Annotated in this window: 17 protein-coding genes and 4 tRNA genes; 17 read left to right on the top strand and 4 right to left on the bottom strand. The window is 64.5% G+C overall.

What is annotated here, in order from left to right:
* The first annotated feature begins 128 nt into the window (after positions 1-128).
* The 10 genes from ACLJPD_RS06710 to rplA all read left to right on the top strand — a co-directional run bounded on the left by ACLJPD_RS06710 (position 129) and on the right by rplA (position 5,154).
* Positions 129-211 (top strand) — tRNA-Tyr (locus ACLJPD_RS06710).
* A 230-nt stretch (positions 212-441) separates the two neighbouring features.
* Positions 442-514: transfer RNA gene (locus ACLJPD_RS06705), tRNA-Thr, on the top strand.
* 59 nt (positions 515-573) lie between these two features.
* Positions 574-649, top strand: a tRNA-Met gene (locus ACLJPD_RS06700).
* Between the two features lie 36 nt (positions 650-685).
* Positions 686-856, top strand: coding sequence for a 50S ribosomal protein L33 (gene rpmG / locus ACLJPD_RS06695; protein ID WP_056814348.1), 171 nt, complete (start codon positions 686-688; stop codon positions 854-856).
* Between the two features lie 163 nt (positions 857-1,019).
* Complete coding sequence (locus ACLJPD_RS06690) at positions 1,020-2,093, top strand: fused (3R)-hydroxyacyl-ACP dehydratase subunits HadA/HadB (protein WP_410871948.1); 1,074 nt, start codon at positions 1,020-1,022, stop codon at positions 2,091-2,093.
* A 194-nt stretch (positions 2,094-2,287) separates the two neighbouring features.
* A tRNA-Trp gene (locus tag ACLJPD_RS06685) sits at positions 2,288-2,360 on the top strand.
* 31 nt (positions 2,361-2,391) lie between these two features.
* Entirely contained in the window at positions 2,392-2,769 is a 378-nt protein-coding gene (secE, locus tag ACLJPD_RS06680) for a preprotein translocase subunit SecE (protein ID WP_410870851.1), read from the top strand.
* Positions 2,770-2,881: 112 nt separating this feature from the next.
* A complete protein-coding gene (gene nusG / locus ACLJPD_RS06675) occupies positions 2,882-3,712 on the top strand; it encodes a transcription termination/antitermination protein NusG (protein ID WP_410871947.1) in 831 nt (276 codons plus the stop codon).
* 215 nt (positions 3,713-3,927) lie between these two features.
* Positions 3,928-4,362, top strand: a complete 435-nt coding sequence (gene rplK / locus ACLJPD_RS06670) for a 50S ribosomal protein L11 (protein WP_056814343.1) — start codon at positions 3,928-3,930, stop codon at positions 4,360-4,362.
* A 78-nt stretch (positions 4,363-4,440) separates the two neighbouring features.
* Positions 4,441-5,154 (top strand): 50S ribosomal protein L1, encoded by a 714-nt coding sequence (gene rplA / locus ACLJPD_RS06665; protein WP_410870850.1) that lies wholly within the window; start codon positions 4,441-4,443, stop codon positions 5,152-5,154.
* A gap of 80 nt (positions 5,155-5,234) precedes the next feature.
* Here rplA and ACLJPD_RS06660 read toward each other — a convergent pair whose 3' ends face one another.
* Complete coding sequence (locus ACLJPD_RS06660) at positions 5,235-6,851, bottom strand: MFS transporter (protein WP_410870849.1); 1,617 nt, start codon at positions 6,849-6,851, stop codon at positions 5,235-5,237.
* A gap of 417 nt (positions 6,852-7,268) precedes the next feature.
* Between ACLJPD_RS06660 and rplJ the strand changes: the two genes are divergently transcribed.
* The 5 genes from rplJ (at position 7,269) to ACLJPD_RS06635 (ending at position 17,707) form a co-directional block, all read left to right on the top strand.
* Positions 7,269-7,802, top strand: a complete 534-nt coding sequence (rplJ, locus tag ACLJPD_RS06655; RefSeq protein WP_410870848.1) for a 50S ribosomal protein L10 — start codon at positions 7,269-7,271, stop codon at positions 7,800-7,802.
* A gap of 60 nt (positions 7,803-7,862) precedes the next feature.
* Entirely contained in the window at positions 7,863-8,246 is a 384-nt protein-coding gene (gene rplL / locus ACLJPD_RS06650; RefSeq protein WP_410870847.1) for a 50S ribosomal protein L7/L12, read from the top strand.
* A 233-nt stretch (positions 8,247-8,479) separates the two neighbouring features.
* Positions 8,480-9,559 (top strand): ABC transporter ATP-binding protein, encoded by a 1,080-nt coding sequence (locus ACLJPD_RS06645; RefSeq protein WP_410870846.1) that lies wholly within the window; start codon positions 8,480-8,482, stop codon positions 9,557-9,559.
* 579 nt (positions 9,560-10,138) lie between these two features.
* Positions 10,139-13,639, top strand: coding sequence for a DNA-directed RNA polymerase subunit beta (locus ACLJPD_RS06640; protein ID WP_410870845.1), 3,501 nt, complete (start codon positions 10,139-10,141; stop codon positions 13,637-13,639).
* 114 nt (positions 13,640-13,753) lie between these two features.
* Positions 13,754-17,707: a DNA-directed RNA polymerase subunit beta' gene (locus ACLJPD_RS06635; protein ID WP_410870844.1), complete on the top strand. Its 3,954-nt coding sequence runs from the start codon at positions 13,754-13,756 to the stop codon at positions 17,705-17,707.
* A 55-nt stretch (positions 17,708-17,762) separates the two neighbouring features.
* On the opposite strand, the gene ACLJPD_RS06630 is transcribed toward ACLJPD_RS06635, so the two are convergent.
* Complete coding sequence (locus ACLJPD_RS06630; protein ID WP_410870843.1) at positions 17,763-18,596, bottom strand: hypothetical protein; 834 nt, start codon at positions 18,594-18,596, stop codon at positions 17,763-17,765.
* A 188-nt stretch (positions 18,597-18,784) separates the two neighbouring features.
* Entirely contained in the window at positions 18,785-19,618 is an 834-nt protein-coding gene (locus ACLJPD_RS06625; RefSeq protein WP_410870842.1) for a formate/nitrite transporter family protein, read from the bottom strand.
* Between the two features lie 157 nt (positions 19,619-19,775).
* Between ACLJPD_RS06625 and cynS the strand changes: the two genes are divergently transcribed.
* Positions 19,776-20,225, top strand: a complete 450-nt coding sequence (gene cynS / locus ACLJPD_RS06620; protein ID WP_410870841.1) for a cyanase — start codon at positions 19,776-19,778, stop codon at positions 20,223-20,225.
* Between the two features lie 18 nt (positions 20,226-20,243).
* Here cynS and ACLJPD_RS06615 read toward each other — a convergent pair whose 3' ends face one another.
* Positions 20,244-21,248, bottom strand: coding sequence for an EamA family transporter (locus ACLJPD_RS06615; RefSeq protein ID WP_410870840.1), 1,005 nt, complete (start codon positions 21,246-21,248; stop codon positions 20,244-20,246).
* Between the two features lie 38 nt (positions 21,249-21,286).
* Here ACLJPD_RS06615 and ACLJPD_RS06610 point away from each other — a divergent pair, with 38 nt between their 5' ends.
* Positions 21,287-21,817 (top strand): CGNR zinc finger domain-containing protein, encoded by a 531-nt coding sequence (locus tag ACLJPD_RS06610; protein WP_410870839.1) that lies wholly within the window; start codon positions 21,287-21,289, stop codon positions 21,815-21,817.
* Positions 21,818-21,829 lie beyond the last annotated feature (12 nt).

Genomic DNA, 21,829 nt, shown 5'->3' with positions numbered 1-21,829 from the left:
TACCGGCCACCGAGACAGTTGTACCCGCATCGGGGGCCGACGTGTGCTCGCAGGGGGTCTGTGCAGGCGTTTTGATAGTCCGGGTGGGTACGTTGTAAGCTGCTCAGCGCACCGGAAACGGCGCACACGGCAGATTGCCCGAGCGGCCAATGGGAGCGGACTGTAAATCCGTCGGCTTATGCCTACGTAGGTTCGAATCCTACATCTGCCACATCGAACCCCGTCGATCATGAGATCGGCGGGGTTCCTTGGTTTCTGAGGTACGGTCGGTAGGTAGCTATGCCGAATCGGGCCCGTTCCCGGGGCCGCGGACGGGCAAAAACATGTCCTGACCACGCGATTTGGTGGTGCATGGTGTAGGTGTGTAATCTCGTTCAAGACGCCGGAGCACGGGGTCACGCTGATCGGCTTGCCGATACGGACTCTGTGCCACGTTGTCATGCCCCCTTAGCTCAGTCGGTAGAGCGTTTCCATGGTAAGGAAAAGGTCAACGGTTCGATTCCGTTAGGGGGCTCGCCGGATTGCCGGTGGTGAGCGGCTTACCGCGGCATCATCGGGATATTAGTCCGCCGTGGCGGTGTAGCTCAGTTGGTAGAGCAAACGACTCATAATCGTTGTGTCGCCGGTTCAAGTCCGGCCATCGCTACCAATTTCAACTCAGCCCAGACCGGAAAGAAGGCAAATCGTGGCCGCGAAGTCCACCGATGTCCGGCCAAAGATCACCTTGGCCTGCGACGAGTGCAAGCACCGCAATTACATCACCAAGAAGAACCGGCGTAACGACCCGGATCGCCTCGAGCTGAAGAAGTTCTGCCCGAACTGCGGAACTCACCGGGCGCACCGCGAGTCGCGCTAGTTTTCAAGAACATCTGCCAAAGGCCGGACGAGAGTCCGGCCTTTGTGCTTTTCGCGGTAAGTTCACGCGAAGTTCGGGGCTGATACAGCACAGGGACGAGTCACGTTCAACACCGGTCGACTTCGGTGCTGTCCAACAAGTGAGTAAGGTCCACGTTGTGACAGTGAACACCGGAACTCACGAAGCGGTCTCTTCCGCAGCCGCCGAATCCTTCGATCCCGCCGCTCACGCGGCGTCGATGGTCGGCCACCACTACCGCGTCGACGACTACTACGAGGTCGGCCGCGAGAAGGTGCGCGAATACGCCCGTGCCGTGCAGGACTACCACCCGGTGCACTGGGAAGAGGACATCGCCCGTGAGTACGGCCATCAGGGTCTGCTCGCCCCGCTCACCTTCATTTCCCTGGTCGGCATCCTCGCCCAGCGCAAGCTGTTCGAACAGATCGTGACCGGGTACGACCTGAGTCAGATCATGCAGACCGATCAGATCCTGGAATTCCACCGCCCGATCCGGGTCGGCGACCAGTTGACCTGCGATGTGTATCTGCATTCTTTCCGGCAGGCCTTCGGTGGCGACATCATCGTGACCAAGAACATCGTCACCGCCCAGGACGACGAATTGGTGCTCACCACCTACACCACCCTGATCGGCCGCAGTGGTGGCGACATCGATCCACGGATGTCGGTCGCGGTGCGCAATGTACTCATGCACGGACTCGGCGAGGAAGAGCCCGCCCATCACGCGCCGTCCGAGCTTTCCGTCGGGATCGTCCCCGATCCGATCACCAAGCAGCCCGTACCGACGGTCAGCGTGCACGCCCTGTCCTTCGACAGCGTGGCGGCAGGTGACGAGCTGCCCCCGCGCTCGGTGCGACTCACCCGCGGCGACCTGGTCAACTACGCGGGTGTGTCCGGCGACGCGAACCCGATCCACTGGAGCGACGAGGTCGTGAAGCTGGTCGGCCTGGACGACGTGGTCGCGCACGGCATGCTCACGATGGGTCTCGGCGGCGGTTTCGTCACCTCGTGGCTGGGCGATCCAGGCGCGGTGAAGGAATACAACGTCCGTTTCACCAGCCCGGTCTATGTCGGTTCCGAGGTCCCGGCCGAGGTCGAATACACCGGCAAGGTGAAGTCGGTCGATCCGCGGACACGGACCGCCGTGGTCGCCATCACGGCCAAGTCGGCGGGCAAAAAGATCTTCGGCCGCGCCACGGCAACCGTCCAGTTGTCCTGACCTGGTCGAGTGTCGGCGATTGGCGATAACCGCGCGCGGTGACGTATAGTCGGGACTCTGGGGTCACGAGATGCTGCGCGCTGATCTTCCCGAGGGGCTAGCTCCTCATGGAAGCGGCGCGCGTGTTGTGTGGCGCTAGGAACAACCGAATATCGAATGTGGTTGGGCATTACAGCTCAGGCTGGTCCAACCGAAGGGGCGTAGCTCAATTGGCAGAGCAGCGGTCTCCAAAACCGCAGGTTGCAGGTTCAAGTCCTGTCGCCCCTGCCCTGAATGCCAGCGACGAGAGAGGATCGACGTGAGCGACGAGCGGGATACTCGCGAAGACGGCGAGGACACCGCCGCTGCCACTCGACCGAGTGGCAAGCGGTCTGCTCGTCGTGTGCGCGCGTCGGATGCTCCGGCAGACAACGGATCGGTGGCCACGCTCGATCGGCCATCGGCCTCGCGCAAGGCGGACAAGACTGCCGGCAAGGCCAAGACGGGCAACCCGTTCAAACGGGTGCTCAAGTTCCTGCGAGAGGTCATCGCGGAACTGCGCAAGGTGATCTGGCCCAACCGGAAGCAGATGGTCACCTATACGGCCGTCGTTCTGGTGTTCGTGGTCTTCATGGTCGCGTTCATCGCCGGGATCGACGTAGCGTTCGTCAAGGGTGTCGACTGGCTGTTCGGCTGATCGCCGACACCCACGCCGGTAGCCGATCGCGGGCCGGAACGACGGAGTGTGCCTCCGCGCACCCGACCTGGCCCAGAGGATGTACGTGACGACACAGGAAGCGAGTGCCTCAGTGAGCACCCCGGAGAACGACACCAACGACGAGTTCCCGGTTGACGACACTGTCGTGGCGGAAACCGCCACCGACGAGGTCGAGGCCGCCGAGCTCGCCGATGCCGATGTGGCCGATGACGACGCCGCTGCCGAAGAGGTCGTCGACGAAGCCGTGATCGACGAGGTCGCCACCGAGGAAGACCCCGAGGCCGACCCGATCGAGTCGATGAAGATCAAGCTGCGCCGCGTGCCCGGCGACTGGTACGTCGTGCACTCTTACGCCGGTTACGAGAACAAGGTCAAGACCAACCTCGAGACCCGCGTGCAGAACCTGGGCCTCGAGGACTACATCTTCCAGGTCGAGGTGCCGACCGAAGAGGTCACCGAGATCAAGAACGGCCAGAAGAAGAACGTCAACCGCAAGGTGCTGCCGGGCTACATCCTGGTCCGGATGGAACTGAACAACGAGTCGTGGGGCGCGGTCCGCAACACCCCCGGCGTCACCGGTTTCGTCGGTATGACCGGCGGTGGCCCCGGCGCCAAGCCGACCCCGCTGACCATCAACGAGGTTGTGAAGTTCCTGGTCCCGGCCGGTGCGCAGGCGCAGAAGAAGGCCGCCGCGGCCGCCGCCGGTGGTTCGGATGCCGGTAGCTCGGCTTCGGGCAAGCCCACCATCGAGGTCGACTTCGAGGTCGGCGAGTCGGTCACCGTCATGGACGGCCCGTTCGCCACGCTGCCCGCGTCGATCTCCGAGGTCAACGCCGAGCAGCAGAAGCTCAAGGTGCTCGTGTCGATCTTCGGTCGCGAGACCCCGGTCGAGCTGAATTTCACCCAGGTCTCCAAGATCTAGGATTTTCCACACTCACGTCAACGGCACCGCTCACCGGCGGTGCCGTTGGTGTTTGTGCTGGTCGCCCCCGATTGCTGGGGCGTGTGGCCGGTCGAGTAGAGTGTGATGGTTCGTGTTCTGACTTCCCCGCAGTACTTGTCGGGGCATAGTCGTGCGCGGATACGAGGCTTACGGCAACCGTAAGGAACCGAACCCCAGAAAGCCAAGGAAGAAAGATGCCCCCCAAGAAGAAGAAGCTCGCCGGGATCATCAAGCTGCAGATCCAGGCCGGCGCAGCCAACCCGGCACCGCCGGTCGGCCCCGCGCTCGGTCAGCACGGCGTCAACATCATGGAGTTCTGCAAGGCGTACAACGCCGCGACCGAGTCGCAGCGTGGCAACGTCATTCCGGTCGAGATCTCGGTGTACGAGGACCGGTCGTTCGACTTCAAGCTGAAGACCCCGCCTGCCGCTCGTCTGCTGCTCAAGGCCGCCGGTGTGCAGAAGGGCTCCGCTGAGCCGCACAAGACCAAGGTCGCCAAGGTCACGATGGACCAGGTCCGCGAGATCGCCAAGACCAAGGCCGAGGATCTCAACGCCACTGACATCGATCAGGCCGCGAAGATCATCGCCGGTACCGCGCGTTCGATGGGTATCACCGTCGAAGGCTGAGCGAATCTCGCTCCATGTGGGAGGGCCGGCCAGGCCCGACAACCACATCTGAACTCGAAACTTTAAGGACAGAAAATCATGGCAAAACGAAGCAAGGCGTACCTCGCCGCTGCTGAGAAGGTCGATCGCGACGCCCTGTACACCCCGCTGGCCGCCGCGCGCCTGGCGAAGGAGACCGCGACCACCAAGACCGACGCGACCGTCGAGGTCGCCGTCCGTCTCGGCGTGGATCCCCGCAAGGCCGACCAGATGGTCCGTGGCACCGTCAACCTGCCGCACGGCACCGGTAAGACCGCCCGCGTCATCGTGTTCGCCGCGGGCGAGAAGGCTTCCGAGGCCGAGGCCGCGGGCGCCGACGCCGTGGGCGCCGAGGACCTGATCGAGCGGATCCAGGGCGGCTGGCTCGACTTCGACGCCGCGATCGCCACCCCGGATCAGATGGCCAAGGTCGGCCGCATCGCGCGTGTCCTCGGCCCGCGTGGTCTGATGCCGAACCCGAAGACGGGCACCGTCACCAACGATGTGACCAAGGCCGTCAACGAGATCAAGGGCGGCAAGATCAACTTCCGCGTCGACAAGCAGGCCAACCTGCACTTCGTCATCGGCAAGGCGTCCTTCGACGATGCCAAGCTGGTGGAGAACTACGGTGCCGCGCTGGACGAGATCCTGCGTGTGAAGCCGTCGACCGCCAAGGGTCGCTACGTCAAGAAGATCACGGTTTCGACGAACACCGGACCGGGCATCCCGGTGGACCCGAACCGCACCCGCAACCTCCTCGACGAGGATGCGTGAGCTTCGGCTGACAGCTAGCTCCTGGAGCAACCACGAGGGTGGGAACGCACTGCGTTCCCACCCTCGTGGCGTTTGCCGGCTCAGTCGTTGTGCGGTTCGGATTCCTTGTCCCGCCAGCCGAGCAGCACCGATTCACCGCTCTGCGGCTTCCACGGCAGGAAGACGGCCACGATCACCGCGCACACCAGCACCGCGCCGGTGGCGACCAGCGAGGCGGCGTGGGCACCTTGCAGCGTCGCCGACTTCATGGCGACGATCAGGTTCTCGCGCTGGGTTTCGAGGAACGGCGTGAGCTCGCGTTTACGCAGCTCGAGCACGCTGAGCGGACTGGCCTTGACCAGGCTCTTCTCGTTGTCGTTCATGATGCCCGTCGGGATCGCGTCGACGCGTGCGCCGATCCGGCTGGTGTAGTACGAGGCCACGATCGAGCCGAGTATCGCGACGCCGAGGGTGCCGCCGATCTCGCGGGTCGTGTCGTTGACGGCCGAGCCCGCACCCGCCTCGTCCAGCGGTAGCGAGGACATGATCGATTCGGTGGCCGGTCCCTGCACGATGCCAAGACCCAATGCCATCAACACCATCGAGGGCAACACGCCGATCACGTAGCTGCTGTCAATGGTGACCTGCCCGCCGAGATAGAGGCCTGCGCCGATGAGCACCAGGCCGATCACCAGCACCGCGGTGGTGCCGACCCGTTGCGCCAGCAGCGTCGCGACCGGTGCGCCGATCGCGACCGAGATGGCGAACGGTAGGGACGCGATACCGAATTCGAGCGGGGTGTATTCGCGCACGCCCTGGAAGTACTGGGTGATCAGGAAAAGGAAACCGAACATCGAGAAGTAGCCGATGGCGATCGCCAGCGCGGGCAACGAGAATCGACGGTTGCGGAACAGTCGCATATTGAGAATCGGTGCGGCAGTGCGCAATTCCCAGGTGACGAAGCCCGCGAGCAGCACGGCACCGAGCGTCGCGGTGCACAGCGTGGTGAGCGAGAGCCAACCATTGTGCGGCGCTTCGATGATCGACCACACCAGCAGCGTGATGCCCGCGATCGAGAGCGCGATACCGACGAGATCGAGCTTGCCGATCTGCTCGGCGCGCGATTCGGGCACCCAGATCAGTGTCGCGACCAGCGCGACCAGCGCCACCGGCACGTTGATCCAGAACACCGAGTGCCAGCTGAAATGTTCGAGCAGCCAGCCACCCGAGATCGGGCCGATGGCGATCGCGAAACCGGCCATCGCGGTCCAGGCGGCGATGGCAAGGGCTCGTTCGCGCCGGTCGGTGAAGATATTGATGATCAGGGCGAGGGTGGCGGGGAAGACCGCCGCGGCGAACACGCCCATCGCGGCCCTGGCGACGATGACCTGCGTCATCGTCTCGGCCAGCGCGCCGCCGACCGACATCGCCGCGATGCCGACGAGGCCGATGGTCATGATCCGGCGGCGGCCGTAGCGGTCGCCGAGATTGCCTGCCGCCAGCAGCAGGCCTGCGAAGGTGAGGGTGTAGGCGTCGACGACCCACTGCAGGCCGGAGACGCCGGTCCGTAGTTGGACGCCGATCGAGGGGAGGGCGACGTTGACGATGGTGTTGTCGAGCACCACCAGCAATTCGGCCAGACAGATGACGACGAGCGCGAGGAACCGCTGCGAGCGCCGGTCCAGCAGCATTGGTGGAGCGACTATGGAGGTTGCCATAGCAATGGAGTGAACCAGATTACTGTCACTGCGCGTAACACCTTCTTTGTGGGATTGCTGCCACATCGCTGGCCATAAGTGGCCTGCATCACAACGAATCCGGCCGAATCGGACCGCGCGGCACCCGTTTTGGCAGATGGGGGTCGGTGCAGGTACAGTGGTCAACGGTCATGCGGGATGTGTATGCATCCGGTGAAGACCACACCCATTCGTTCTACCGAAGACCGTTGGTCGTTGATGCCGAATTTCTCGGTGTCGATCGAAGGTCCGGCGACATTGCCGGCGACCCACGCAGGGAGAGCTGAGGCCGAAGATATTTTGCGCCCCGGTACGCCTTGCGTCCGGGGCGTTCGTTTTGTCGCCGGCCCCTGATTCGGTAGTGCATCAACGAAACCGACATCAGAGAGGAGGCGAAGTATGGCGAAACCTGAAAAGGTCACCGCTGTCGCGGAGATCGCGGAGCAGTTCAAGAACTCCACGGCCACTGTTGTCACGGAATACCGTGGCCTGTCGGTCGGCAAGCTCACCGAGCTGCGTCGTGCGCTCGGCGCCGACGCCACGTACTCCGTCGCCAAGAACACCCTGGTCAAGATCGCGGCCGCGGAAGCGGGCGTCGAGGGCCTGGACGACTTGTTCGTCGGACCGACCGCCATCACTTTCATTTCGGGTGAGCCCGTCCTGGCCGCGAAGGCCCTCAAGACCTTCGCCAAGGACAACAAGGCACTCGTCATCAAGGGTGGCTACATGGACGGCGCTGCGCTGTCCGTGGACGAGGTCGAGAAGATCGCCGACCTGGAAACCCGCGAGGTCCTGCTGGCCAAGCTGGCAGGCGCGATGAAGGGCAACCTGTCCAAGGCTGCCGGTCTGTTCAACGCTCCCGCGGGTCAGGTGGCCCGTCTGGCCGCCGCGCTGCAGGAGAAGAAGCAGGCTGCCGAAGGCGCTGCCGAGTAATACCCCCGCTCGGGTATTACGCCCGCGCGCACAGACATTCACCACCGAAAGGAACAAATCATGGCCAAGCTGTCCACTGAAGAGCTGCTCGACGTTTTCTCCGAGATGACCCTGCTGGAGCTGTCCTCCTTCGTGAAGGCGTTCGAGGACAAGTTCGAGGTCACCGCCGCTGCCCCCGTCGCCGTTGCCGCCGCTGGTGGCGCTGCCCCGGCCGAGGTCGCTGAGGAGCAGGACGAGTTCGACGTCATCCTCGAGGGTGCCGGCGACAAGAAGATCCAGGTCATCAAGGTGGTCCGTGAGATCGTCTCGGGCCTGGGCCTGAAGGAAGCCAAGGACCTGGTCGAGGGCGCCCCGAAGCCGATCCTGGAGAAGGTCGCCAAGGATGCCGCCGAGGCCGCCAAGGCGAAGCTCGAAGAGGCCGGCGCCAAGGTTTCCGTCAAGTAATTCGGAACCTGTGCTGTTGTGAACGGGCGGTCCTTTATGGGCCGCCCGTTTGCTATTTGTCCCGGACATGCGAAAGTGTTCCGGGTCGTGGGAACCGTCGCAGGTTACTCTTCAGTCATGTAAGGGTGTGCCCCGTCTCACTGATGGGTTACAGTGACCGGACCCACACCAGTCGTAGCGCACCGCCGTGATGTGAGCGCGCGGGAACGCGGGTGGGGTGCTCGCAGGGATCAATGGAGGTAGCAGTGGGCGTCGAGGTCAGGACCGAGGGTGTAACAAAATCCTTCGGTTCACAGCGAATTTGGCAGGACGTGTCGATCACGCTCCCTTCGGGTGAGGTCAGTGCGTTGCTCGGGCCTTCGGGTACGGGTAAGTCGGTGTTCCTGAAGTCGCTCATCGGTCTGCTGCGGCCCGAGCGCGGGTCCATCTTCATCGATGGCACCGACATCATGACCTGCTCCAACAAGGAGCTCTACGAGATCCGCAAACTGTTCGGCGTCCTTTTCCAGGACGGCGCGCTGTTCGGCTCGATGAACCTGTACGACAACATCGCCTTCCCGCTTCGTGAGCACACGAAGAAGACGGAATCCGAGATCCGTCGCGTGGTCATGGAGAAGCTCGAGCTGACCGGTCTGCTCGGCGCCGAGGGCAAGCTGCCCGGCGAGATCTCCGGCGGTATGCGCAAGCGCGCCGGTCTGGCCCGCGCGCTGGTCCTCGACCCGCAGATCATCCTCGTCGATGAGCCCGACTCGGGCCTCGACCCGGTGCGTACCTCGTACCTGGCGCAGCTGCTGCTCAACATCAACGCGCAGATCGACGCCACGATCCTGATCGTCACGCACAACATCAACCTGGCCCGTACCGTGCCGGACAACATCGGCATGCTCTTCCGCCGTCAGCTGGTGATGTTCGGTCCCCGTGAGGTGCTGCTCACCAGCGAGGAGCCGGTGGTCAAGCAGTTCCTCAACGGCCGCATGATCGGCCCGATCGGTATGTCGGAGGAGAAGGACGAGGCGCAGATGGCGCGCGAGCAGGCGCTCGTCGACGCCGGTCACCACCACGGTGGCGCCGAGGAGATCGACGGCATCATCCCGCAGATGAAGGCCGAGCCCGGCATGCCTGCCCGTCAGGCGGTGTTCCGTCGCCAGGCGCGCGTGCGCGAGATCATCCACACGCTGCCGCACGCGGCGCAGGTGGCGATCCGCGAGTCGCTCGACGCCTCCGACGACACCCACGTGATGGCGAACTACGGTGGCAGCGATCAGCCCACCGAAACCTTCAAGACCGTTCCGCACGGCCAGATCAAAGGCTGAGCGACTTTCGCAGCCTCGATGAGCCCCGGCCCACGGCCGGGGTTCATTTGCGTTAAGGGCCGGAAAACAACCGCTGACCGGCCGCCTCATCAGTTGGCGCGCACGGCGTGTCGCGGGTAAAATGACCGCGGTTCGAGACCGGGGATGTCCAGCGGCCCAGGCGATCTCACTTCGCGAACAGACCACCCCGCGGCACTTGACGAGGCGCGCGCGAACCGTCACCCTATTCACAGCGGCGTGAGCTGTTAAGGGGCACCAGCGGCCGACAACTGGTCGGCCGAAGCGGCAGCGAAAAGTTGTCGCGGCGCCGAAGGAACCCGACGTAGCCAGCGTCCACGGGCTTCGGCGCGTTATCCGTGCGGGCGGTCACACGGATGGTATGTTGACACTCCCTTGTCTAGGGGTGTAAGTTTGGACGTTGCGCTGGCTGCCTCCTGTCCACACCTTGATTCGCACTCGAAAGTTCCACCCTTCCGGTGTTACTTCCGCTGCTGCTTGTTCTGGTTTCGTTCGGGCTGTAACCAGCGGAACTCGTAGCAGACAAGCGACGGTCGCGGACCACCACGCGACGCGCGTGAGGTGCTGGAAGGACGCATCTTGGCAGTCTCCACCCAGACCAAGGCTGGTATCCCCGGAGCCCCGTTGAGGGTTTCGTTCGCGAAGATCCGAGAGCCCTTGGAGGTGCCCGGACTTCTCGACCTACAAACGGACTCGTTCGCCTGGTTGGTCGGTACACCCGACTGGCGCGAGAAGGCAGCCGCTCGCGGCGACGTCGGTCTCGCAGGCGGCCTCGAGGAGGTGCTCGAAGAGCTCTCTCCGATCGAGGACTTCTCCGGTTCCATGTCCCTGTCGTTCTCTGATCCGCGCTTCGAAGAGGTCAAGGCCTCCATCGACGAGTGCAAAGAGAAGGACATGACCTACGCGGCGCCGTTGTTCGTCACCGCGGAGTTCATCAACAACAACACCGGCGAGATCAAGAGCCAGACGGTGTTTATGGGCGATTTCCCCATGATGACCGACAAGGGCACCTTCATCATCAACGGCACCGAGCGTGTCGTCGTCTCTCAGCTGGTCCGTTCCCCGGGCGTCTACTTCGATCACAACATCGACAAGACCACCGAGAAGGACCTGCACAGCGTGCGCGTGATTCCGTCGCGCGGCGCGTGGCTGGAGTTCGACGTCGACAAGCGCGACACCGTCGGTGTCCGTATCGACCGCAAGCGTCGGCAGCCGGTCACCGTGCTGCTCAAGGCGCTGGGTTGGACGACCGAGGAGATCGTCGAGCGTTTCGGCTTCTCCGAGATCATGATGTCCACCCTGGAGAAGGACAGCACGCCCGGCCAGGACGAGGCGCTGCTCGATATCTACCGCAAGCTGCGTCCGGGCGAGCCGCCGACCAAGGAGTCCGCGCAGACTCTGCTGGAGAACCTGTTCTTCAAGGAGAAGCGCTACGACCTGGCCCGCGTCGGTCGTTACAAGATCAACAAGAAGCTCGGCATCCACGTGCACGAGCCGGTGACCTCCTCGGTTCTCACCAAGGAAGACATCGTCGACACCATCGAGTACCTGGTGCGCCTGCACGCCGGTGACCGCACGATGACCGCCCCCGGCGGTGAAGAGGTCCCCGTCGAGATCGACGACATCGACCACTTCGGTAACCGTCGTCTGCGCACCGTCGGTGAGCTCATCCAGAACCAGATCCGCGTGGGCCTGTCCCGCATGGAGCGTGTCGTTCGTGAGCGGATGACGACTCAGGACGTCGAGGCGATCACGCCGCAGACCCTGATCAACATCCGCCCGGTTGTCGCGGCGATCAAGGAGTTCTTCGGAACTTCGCAGCTGTCGCAGTTCATGGACCAGAACAACCCGCTGTCGGGTCTGACCCACAAGCGCCGCCTGTCGGCGCTTGGCCCGGGTGGTCTGTCCCGTGAGCGTGCCGGTCTGGAAGTTCGTGACGTCCACCCGTCGCACTACGGCCGCATGTGCCCGATCGAGACCCCGGAAGGCCCGAACATCGGCCTGATCGGTTCGCTGTCGGTGTACGCGCGGGTCAACCCGTTCGGCTTCATCGAGACGCCGTACCAGAAGGTTGTCGACGGCAAGGTCACCGACGTGGTCAAGTACCTGACCGCCGACGAGGAAGACCGCTACGTTCGCGCGCAGGCCAACTCCCCGGTCGACGCCGAAGGTCGCTTCCTCGAGGAGAAGGTCCTCGTCCGCCGTCAGGGCGAAGAGGTCGAGTTCGTGTCGCCGGCGCAGGTCGACTACATGGACATCTCGCCGCGCCAGATGGTGTCGGTCGCGACGGCCATGATCCCGTTCCTCGAGCACGACGATGCCAACCGTGCCCTCATGGGTGCGAACATGCAGCGTCAGGCCGTTCCGCTGATCCGTTCCGAGTCCCCGATCGTGGGCACCGGTATGGAGCTGCGCGCAGCCGTGGACGCTGGTGACGTTGTCATCAACGAGAAGCCCGGTGTGGTCGAAGAGGTCTCGGCCGATTACGTCACCGTGATGGCCGACGACGGCAGCCGCAAGTCCTACCGGATGCGCAAGTTCAACCGGTCGAACCAGGGCACCTGCTCGAACCAGCGTCCGATCGTGGACGAGGGCGATCGGGTGGAGAAGGGGCAGGTCCTCGCGGACGGCCCCTGCACCGAGAACGGTGAGATGGCGCTGGGCAAGAACTTGCTCGTCGCGATCATGCCGTGGGAAGGCCACAACTACGAGGACGCGATCATCCTGTCGCAGCGCCTCGTGGAAGAGGACGTTCTCACCTCGATCCACATCGAAGAGCACGAGATCGATGCCCGCGACACCAAGCTCGGTGCCGAGGAGATCACTCGGGACATCCCGAACGTCTCCGACGAGGTCCTCGCCGACCTCGACGAGCGTGGCATCATCCGCATCGGTGCCGAGGTGCGCGACGGCGACATCCTGGTCGGCAAGGTCACGCCCAAGGGCGAGACCGAGCTCACCCCGGAAGAGCGTCTGCTGCGTGCCATCTTCGGTGAGAAGGCTCGCGAAGTTCGCGACACCTCGCTCAAGGTGCCCCACGGTGAGTCCGGCAAGGTCATCGGCATTCGCGTGTTCTCGCGTGAAGACGACGACGATCTGCCTCCCGGTGTGAACGAGCTGGTCCGCGTCTACGTGGCCCAGAAGCGCAAGATCCAGGACGGCGACAAGCTCGCCGGTCGCCACGGCAACAAGGGCGTCATCGGCAAGATCCTGCCCATCGAGGACATGCCGTTCATGCCCGACGGCACGCCGGTCGACATCATCCTGAACACCCACGGTGTGCCCCGTCGTATGAACATCGGCCAGATCCTGGAAACCCATCTCGGGTGGATCGGTAAGGCCGGCTGGAACATCGACGTGGCCGCGGACGGCACGCGTCCCGATTGGGCGGCCACGCTGCCCGAGGAGATGCTGGCCGCGCCCGCCGACTCGAACATCGCCACGCCCGTCTTCGACGGTGCCAAGGATGACGAGTTGACCGGTCTGCTGGCATCGACCCTGCCCAACCGTGACGGTGAGCGCATGGTCGACGAGAACGGTAAGTCGACGCTGTTCGACGGTCGCTCCGGCGAGCCGTTCCCGTACCCGGTCGCGGTCGGTTACATGTACATCCTGAAGCTGCACCACCTGGTCGACGACAAGATCCACGCCCGTTCGACCGGTCCGTACTCGATGATCACGCAGCAGCCGCTGGGTGGTAAGGCGCAGTTCGGTGGTCAGCGATTCGGTGAGATGGAGTGCTGGGCCATGCAGGCCTACGGCGCGGCGTACACGCTGCAGGAACTCCTGACCATCAAGTCCGACGACGTGGTCGGCCGCGTGAAGGTCTACGAGGCCATCGTCAAGGGCGAGAACATTCCGGAGCCGGGCATTCCGGAGTCGTTCAAGGTGCTCCTCAAGGAACTCCAGTCGCTGTGCCTCAACGTCGAGGTGCTGTCTTCGGACGGCGCCGCGATCGAGATGGGTGGCGGCGAGGACGAGGATCTGGAGCGCGCTGCGGCGAACCTGGGCATCAACCTGTCCAGGAACGAAGCAGCAACCATCGACGATCTGGCGAACTAGGTGGTAAGCGCGGTGCGGGTGTCCTCTGGAAGGGATGCCCGTACCGCGCACCGCGATCGACCGAACTAGTGAACTTTTGCTCGAATTCGACCCGAATAGGGGAAAGGAAGTTACGTGCTAGACGTCAACTTCTTCGATGAACTCCGGATCGGCCTTGCCTCCGCCGATGACATCCGCCAGTGGTCTTTCGGCGAGGTGAAGAAGCCGGAGACCATCAACTACCGCACGCTCAAGCCGGAGAAGGACGGGCTCTTCTGCGAGAAGATCTTCGGTCCCACCCGGGACTGGGAGTGCTACTGCGGCAAGTACAAGCGTGTCCGCTTCAAGGGCATCATCTGTGAGCGCTGTGGCGTCGAGGTAACTCGCGCCAAGGTGCGTCGTGAGCGGATGGGCCACATCGAGCTGGCTGCTCCCGTTACTCATATCTGGTACTTCAAGGGCGTTCCGTCGCGCTTGGGTTACCTGCTCGACCTGGCGCCGAAGGATCTCGAGAAGATCATCTACTTCGCCGCCTACGTCATCGTCGGTGTCGACGAGGAGCTGCGTCACAACGAGCTCTCCACGCTCGAAGCCGAGATGGAGGTCGAGAAGAAGGCTGTCGCCGATCAGCGCGACGCCGACCTCGAGGCCCGCGCGCAGAAGCTCGAAGCCGACCTGGCCGAGCTGGAAGCCGAGGGCGCCAAGTCCGACGTGCGTCGCAAGGTCAAGGACGGCGGCGAGCGCGAAATGCGTCAGCTGCGCGACCGCTCGCAGCGTGAGCTGGACCGTCTCGACGAGATCTGGACCACCTTCACCAAGCTGTCGGTTCAGCAGCTCATCGTCGACGAGGTGCTCTACCGCGAGCTGGTCGACCGCTACGGCGAGTACTTCACCGGTGCCATGGGCGCGGAGTCCATCCAGAAGCTGATGGAGAACTTCGACATCCACGCCGAGGCCGAGAAGCTGCGCGAGACCATTCGCTCGGGCAAGGGCCAGAAGAAGCTGCGTGCGCTCAAGCGTCTGAAGGTCGTCGCGGCCTTCCAGACCAACGGCAACTCGCCCATGGGCATGGTGCTCGACGCTGTCCCGGTGATCCCGCCGGAGCTGCGTCCGATGGTGCAGCTCGACGGTGGCCGTTTCGCCACCTCCGACCTGAACGATCTGTACCGCCGCGTGATCAACCGCAACAACCGCCTCAAGCGACTGATCGATCTCGGCGCCCCCGAGATCATCGTCAACAACGAGAAGCGGATGCTGCAGGAGTCGGTCGACGCACTGTTCGACAACGGCCGTCGTGGCCGTCCGGTCACCGGACCGGGTAACCGCCCGCTGAAGTCGCTGAGCGATCTGCTCAAGGGCAAGCAGGGTCGTTTCCGTCAGAACCTGCTCGGCAAGCGCGTCGACTACTCGGGCCGTTCGGTCATCGTCGTCGGTCCTCAGCTGAAGCTGCACCAGTGTGGTCTGCCGAAGCTGATGGCGCTCGAGCTGTTCAAGCCGTTCGTGATGAAGCGTCTGGTGGATCTCAACCACGCGCAGAACATCAAGTCCGCCAAGCGGATGGTCGAGCGTCAGCGTGCCCAGGTGTGGGATGTCCTCGAAGAGGTCATCGCCGAGCACCCGGTGATGCTGAACCGCGCGCCCACCCTGCACCGCCTCGGCATCCAGGCCTTCGAGCCCCAGCTGGTCGAAGGCAAGGCCATCCAGCTGCACCCGCTCGTGTGTGAGGCGTTCAACGCCGACTTCGACGGTGACCAGATGGCCGTGCACCTGCCGCTGTCCGCGGAGGCGCAGGCCGAGGCACGCATCCTGATGCTGTCGTCGAACAACATCTTGTCCCCGGCGTCGGGTCGCCCGCTGGCGATGCCGCGTCTGGACATGGTGACGGGCCTGTTCTACCTGACTCGTCTCGACGAGGACGGTGCGGGCACCTACCGGGCCGCCGCCAAGGATGTGCCGGAGTACGGCGTGTACTCCTCGCCCGCCGAGGCACAGATGGCCGTCGATCGTGGCGAGCTGACCGTGCGGTCCACCATCAAGGTGCGACTGACCGAGCAGCGCCCGCCGCGCGATATCGAGAACGAACAGTTCCCGGACGGCTGGAAGCGCGGCGAGGCCTGGCTGGCCGAGACCACGCTGGGTCGCGTGATCTTCAACGAGCTGCTCCCGGCGGACTACGCGTTCATCAACGAGCCGATGCCGAAGAAGCGTCAGGCCACGATCATCAATGATCTGGCTGAGCGCTACCCGATGATCGTCGTCGCGCAGACCGTCGACAAGCTCAAGGACGCCGGCTTCTACTGGGCCACGCGTTCGGGTGTCACCGTCTCCATGTCGGACGTGCTCGTTCCGCCGGAGAAGCCCGAGATCATGGAACGCTATGAGGCCATGGCGGACCTGATCGAGAAGAAGTACCAGCGTGGTGCGCTCGATCACGCCGAGCGCAACAACGCTCTGGTCAAGATCTGGCAGGAAGCCACCGAGGAAGTGGGTGCCGCGCTGCGGACCCACTACCCGCCGGACAACCCGATCATCACGATCGTCGACTCCGGCGCCACGGGTAACTTCACCCAGACCCGTACCCTCGCGGGTATGAAGGGCCTGGTGACGAACCCGAAGGGTGAGTTCATCCCGCGCCCGATCAAGTCCTCGTTCCGTGAGGGCCTGACCGTGCTCGAGTACTTCATCAACACCCACGGTGCTCGTAAGGGTCTTGCCGACACCGCGCTGCGTACCGCCGACTCGGGTTACCTGACCCGTCGTCTGGTGGACGTGTCGCAGGACGTCATCGTCCGCGAAGAGGACTGTGGCACCGAGCGCGGCATCGTGGTGCCGATCGCTGAGAAGCTGGCCGACGGCACGATCATTCGTGACGCGCACGTCGAGACCTCGACCTTCGCTCGGACCCTGGCGTCCGACGCGGTCGACGCCAAGGGCAACGTCATCGTGACGAAGGGCGCCGACCTCGGCGATCCCGCGCTGGAGGCGCTGCTCGAGGCCGGTATCACCGAGGTGAAGGTCCGCTCCGTGCTGACCTGCACCACCGGCACCGGCGTCTGCGCCACCTGCTACGGCCGTTCGATGGCCACCGGCAAGCTGGTCGATATCGGCGAGGCCGTCGGCATCGTCGCGGCCCAGTCCATCGGTGAGCCCGGTACCCAGCTGACCATGCGTACCTTCCACCAGGGTGGCGTCGCGGGCGACGACATCACCGGTGGTCTGCCGCGTGTTCAGGAGCTCTTCGAGGCCCGTGTCCCCAAGGGCAAGGCGCCGATCGCGGAGGTCTCGGGTCGGGTGCGTCTCGAGGACGACGACCGCTTCTACAAGATCACGATCATCCCTGATGACGGGTCTGAGGAAGTCGTCTACGACAAGCTCTCGAAGCGTCAACGTCTGCGTGTGTTCAAGCACGACGACGGCTCCGAGCGTCTGCTGGCCGACGGTGACCACGTGGAGGTGGGTCAGCAGCTGCTCGAGGGCGCTGCCGATCCGCACGAGGTGCTGCGCGTGATGGGTCCCCGTCAGGTGCAGGTCCACCTGGTCCACGAGGTCCAGGAGGTCTACCGCTCGCAGGGTGTGTCGATCCACGACAAGCACATCGAGGTCATCGTTCGCCAGATGCTGCGTCGTGTGACGATCATCGATTCGGGCGCGACCGAGTTCCTGCCCGGTTCGCTCACCGAGCGCGCCGAGTTCGAGAACTCGAACCGTCGCGTGGTGGCCGAAGGCCGCGAGCCGGCTTCGGGCCGTCCCGTGCTGATGGGTATCACCAAGGCGTCGCTGGCCACCGATTCGTGGCTGTCGGCGGCTTCCTTCCAGGAGACCACCCGAGTGCTGACGGACGCGGCGATCAACTGCCGCTCCGACAAGCTGATCGGCCTGAAGGAGAACGTGATCATCGGTAAGCTGATCCCGGCCGGTACCGGTATCAACCGTTACCGCAACATCACGGTGCAGCCGACCGAAGAAGCCCGTGCCGCGGCGTACGCGGTGCCGTCCTACGACGACACCTACTACTCCCCGGACAGCTTCGGCTCCTCCACCGGCGCAGCAGTGCCGCTGGACGACTACGGCTTCAGCGACTACCGCTAAGCAGTAACCCGAACGCCCCGTTCCCTTTTGGAACGGGGCGTTCGTCGTCTTTGGGTCAGCGGACTCGCTGGCAGGCTTTACCCGCGATGTGACAGCGTTCCTCGAAGCCGCGAGGTAACCAGGAACCGCTGATCAGTTGCGGGTGATGGGGAAATCTCGCCTGGCTGGCGATGAGGAACGCCGGCGCCGCCCACGGTGTCGCCAATTCGAGGTAGTGCGATGTGGTGGCTTCGGTGAATCGGATTCGGAGCCGGTCGGGTTGGGTCAACTCGATGTGCTCCAACGCCGCGAGCGGGATCGGGGACGAGCGATGTTGGTTGGCGAGGTGGATTCGACGATTCGTGAGGGTGATGCGGCCGCTCGGCTCCGGTATCCAGCGTGGCAGCGTCGCCTGTTCGTGAGCCGCTGCTGCTGCTGCGTTTGCCACGCGTGCAGACTCGGCCGCCGCTTGAACCATCTGAACCGCCATACGCTCGCTTCGTTGTCTTGCGTTGAAGGCTGCGGCATTGGCTGCCGTGCGTGCTCGTTGGATATCGCGGCGCGAGCTGCCGCGTGGTGCAACAAAGGCTGGAGTTGACGGCGAGACGGCCGCGATCACCGCTGGGGCAATTGTTGCCGGCGGTGGCGGCGGCAGCTCAGGGCTACGGAACACCGCCCACACGCCCTGGCCTTCACCGAGGCAGGTCTCCTGCTCCTCCATCACGATCGACGTCGGGTACGGCTCGAGCGCCGCAATGCCGCCCGCCCGCAGCCGCGACAGCATCTCGCAGGCGTACAGCAGGTGGTCGTCGACCCAATTCCAGCCGACCTGCGCAGCCAACGCCCGTTCGACATCTGCCATCGGATCGTGCACCTTCACCGCCTGGGTTGTTGCTGCATAGGAGGTCATCCAGACTAGCGGCCTCGTCCGCATCGTAGAACCGCTCGCGCATGGTTACCTGTCTCGGGACTCATGACCGCCGCCTTGACCGCTACCCGCTGGACGACTACGGCTTCAGTGACTACCGCTAGTCCGTAGGTAGGCAACAGATTTCGGCCCCCGCTCTTTCGAGAGCGGGGGCCGTTTTCGTCGGGCCGTCAGGCCTGCGTATCGGCAGGCTCGGGACGTTGGCGGGACGGGGCGGTGCGGGCGTGGGTGGCGTAGAGGGTGAGGCCTACGAAGGTGAGGCCGCCGACGAGATTGCCGATGACGGTGGGGATTTCGTTCCAGATGAGGTAATCGGCGATCGAGAAGTCGCCGCCGAGGAGTAGGCCGGAGGGGAACAGGAACATGTTGACGATGGAGTGTTCGAAGCCCATGTAGAAGAACAGCATGATCGGCATCCACATCGCGATCACCTTGCCCGACACCGAGGTCGACATCATCGCGGCGACGACGCCGGTGGAGACCATCCAGTTGCACAGCACGGCGCGGATGAACAGGGTGAGCATGCCCGCGGCGCCGTGTTCGGCGTAGCCGAGGGTTCTGGATTCGCCGATCTCGCCGAGCTTTTCGCCGACGACGCTGGGGTCGACGGAGAAGCCCATGGTGAGGATGATCGCCATCATCACGGCCACGGTGAACGCGCCGGCGAAGTTGCCGACGAACACCAGCCCCCAGTTCCGCAACATCGAGCGCACCGTGACGCCGCGGCGCTTGTCGATCAAAGCCAGGGGAACCAGCGTGAAGACGCCGGTGAGCAAGTCGAATCCGAGTAGGTAGAGCATGCAGAAGCCGACGGGGAAGAGCACGGCTCCGAGCAGTGGTTCGCCGGTGTTCACAGTGATGGTCACCGCGAAGGCGGCGGCGAGGGCCAGGATCGCGCCCGCCATATAGGCGCGGATCACGGTGTCGCGGGTGGACATGAACGCTTTGGCTTCGCCCGCGTCGATCATCTTCTCGACGAAGTCCGCCGGTTTGAGATAGGACATGGAAACCCCTTCGTAGTGGTTCTAGCGCAGGAGTTTTCGCTGTCGAGATTGCCTTTCGGTCACCGGGGGTTGCCCCCGCGTAAATAGTGGTATGCCACTATGGCGAGAGGTGCTGCCGAATGGCAGGCTGGCGGCGACCCCCGATCTAGGAGCCCGCATGCAACCGATCCTGAGCAAGTCCGCCGCCGCCGACCTCGTTGTCGCCGCCCGCATCCGCAAGAGCCTGACCTGGGCAGGCATCGCGGAATCGCTGGGCGCACCGCTGGTCTGGACGACAGCGGCCCTGCTCGGCCAGCACCCGATGACCGCCGAACAAGCCGCCGCCGTCTGTGCCCTGCTCGATCTCGACGACACCGTCGCCGAAAGCCTGTGCCTACAGCCCTCCCGCGGCGCCGACCCGGCAAAGCTGGCCGACCCCACCATCTACCGCCTGGTCGAAGCCGTCTCCGTCTACGGCCCCGCCCTCAAAGAACTCATCCACGAGGAATTCGGCGACGGCATCATGAGCGCGATCAACTTCAACATCGACATCGCCCGCCGCCCCCACCCCGACGGCGACCGCGTCGTCATCACCCTGGACGGCAAATTCCTCGACTACCGCTGGTGAACCGCACGATGTCGGCGGTCAGGATCCTTGCTCGGACCGAGCCGCGGGGATCCCCGTCTGGGTGTCTGCCGGTGTCTCGGGGTCGCCGAGGGCGGCGGTCGAGGGTTCGCCGAGGCGGACGGTGACGACGCCGATGAGAATCAGAGCGCCGCCGAGTAGTTGGATCGGCCGGGGTGCTTCGCCCAGGAGGGCCCAGGCGAAGATCAGGGCGGCCAGGACTTCGGTGAGGGCTACGAAGGAGGCCAGGCGGGAACCGAGGCGGCGGGTGGCGGCGATGCCGGTGACGTAGGCGATGGCGGCGGTGACTATTCCGATGAGCAGGATCGGAATCCACCAGGGGGTGGTGAATTCGGCGAACACGGCGGGGTTCGTGGTGGCGCGTAAGGGGACGATCCCGACCACGCCCGCGAGGACCAGCATCAGGCCGCCGATCAGCAGACCGCCCGCGGCGAGCACGGTGCCGGGGAGTTCGCCGCCCTCGGCCGACAGCAGGAAGTACGCGGCGGCGCCGACCATCGACCCCAGCGCCCACGCGATGCCGATCGGATCGGTGGACACCCCGGACAACACGTCGAGGACCAGCATCAGGCCGGTGATGCCGAGGGCGGCGCCCGCGATGGTGGCCGCGCCGGGCCGTTGACTATGACGCGCCCACAGCCAGCCGACGATGGCGATCGGGGCGGCGAACTCGATCAGCAGCGCGGTGCCGACCTCCATGCGTGCGACCGCGTTGAAGTACGCGAGCTGGGTGCCCGCCACGGCGACCAAGCCGTAGACGGCGATGAGCCTCGCGTTGGCGCGCACGAGTTGCCAGTTGCCCTTCGAGTGGTGAATTGCCAAGGGCAGCAGCACGACCCCGGCGAGCAGCACGCGTGCGGCGACCACCGCGGCCGCACTCCATCCCGCGTCCATGAGCCCGCGCGCGAGCGGCCCCGACATGCCGAACGAGGTCGCGGAGGCGAGGGCGAAGAGCAATCCGGTCCGGATCCGACTCGCTGCGCCGTCATGAGTCAAGGTCACCATGACTAATGACGGTAAAGAGCTTGCGGTAATATGTCAACGTGGTTTTTGCTCATGACACCGAGGCGGCGCTCCTGGCGGCGGTCGAGCTGGTCAACTCCGCGGAAGACCCCGACACGCTCACCGAGACCGCCCAGCTCGCCGAGTTCTTACACCGGCATGTCTATACGGGCGCGCACTCCGGTGACCCCGCCGAACTGGTCGCCGTCCGGGCATTGCGCGGGCCGCTGCGCGTGCTGCTCACCAGCGACCGCGATGCGGCCGTCGTGCTCGTGAACGAGACCCTCGCCGAGCACCGCGCCCTGCCGCAATTGGTCCGCCACGGCGACGTCGACTACCACGTGCACGCCGTCCCGCCGCAGGCCCCGCTCCCGGTCCGCATCGCGGTCGAAACCGCGATGGCGATGATCGACCTGATCCGCGCCGACGACCTGAGTCGCCTGTCGATCTGCGCCGACTCGGATTGTGCGGGACTGGTGCTCGACCTGTCCCGCAACCGCTCCCGCCGCTACTGCAGCACCGCATGCGGCAATCGCAACGCCGTCGCGGCCTATCGCGCGCGTCAACGCTGAGGGATACGCGGC

Source organism: Nocardia sp. A7 (genome assembly GCF_046549215.1).
Lineage (GTDB): Bacteria > Actinomycetota > Actinomycetes > Mycobacteriales > Mycobacteriaceae > Nocardia.
This window is presented reverse-complemented; position numbering and strand designations above follow the sequence as displayed.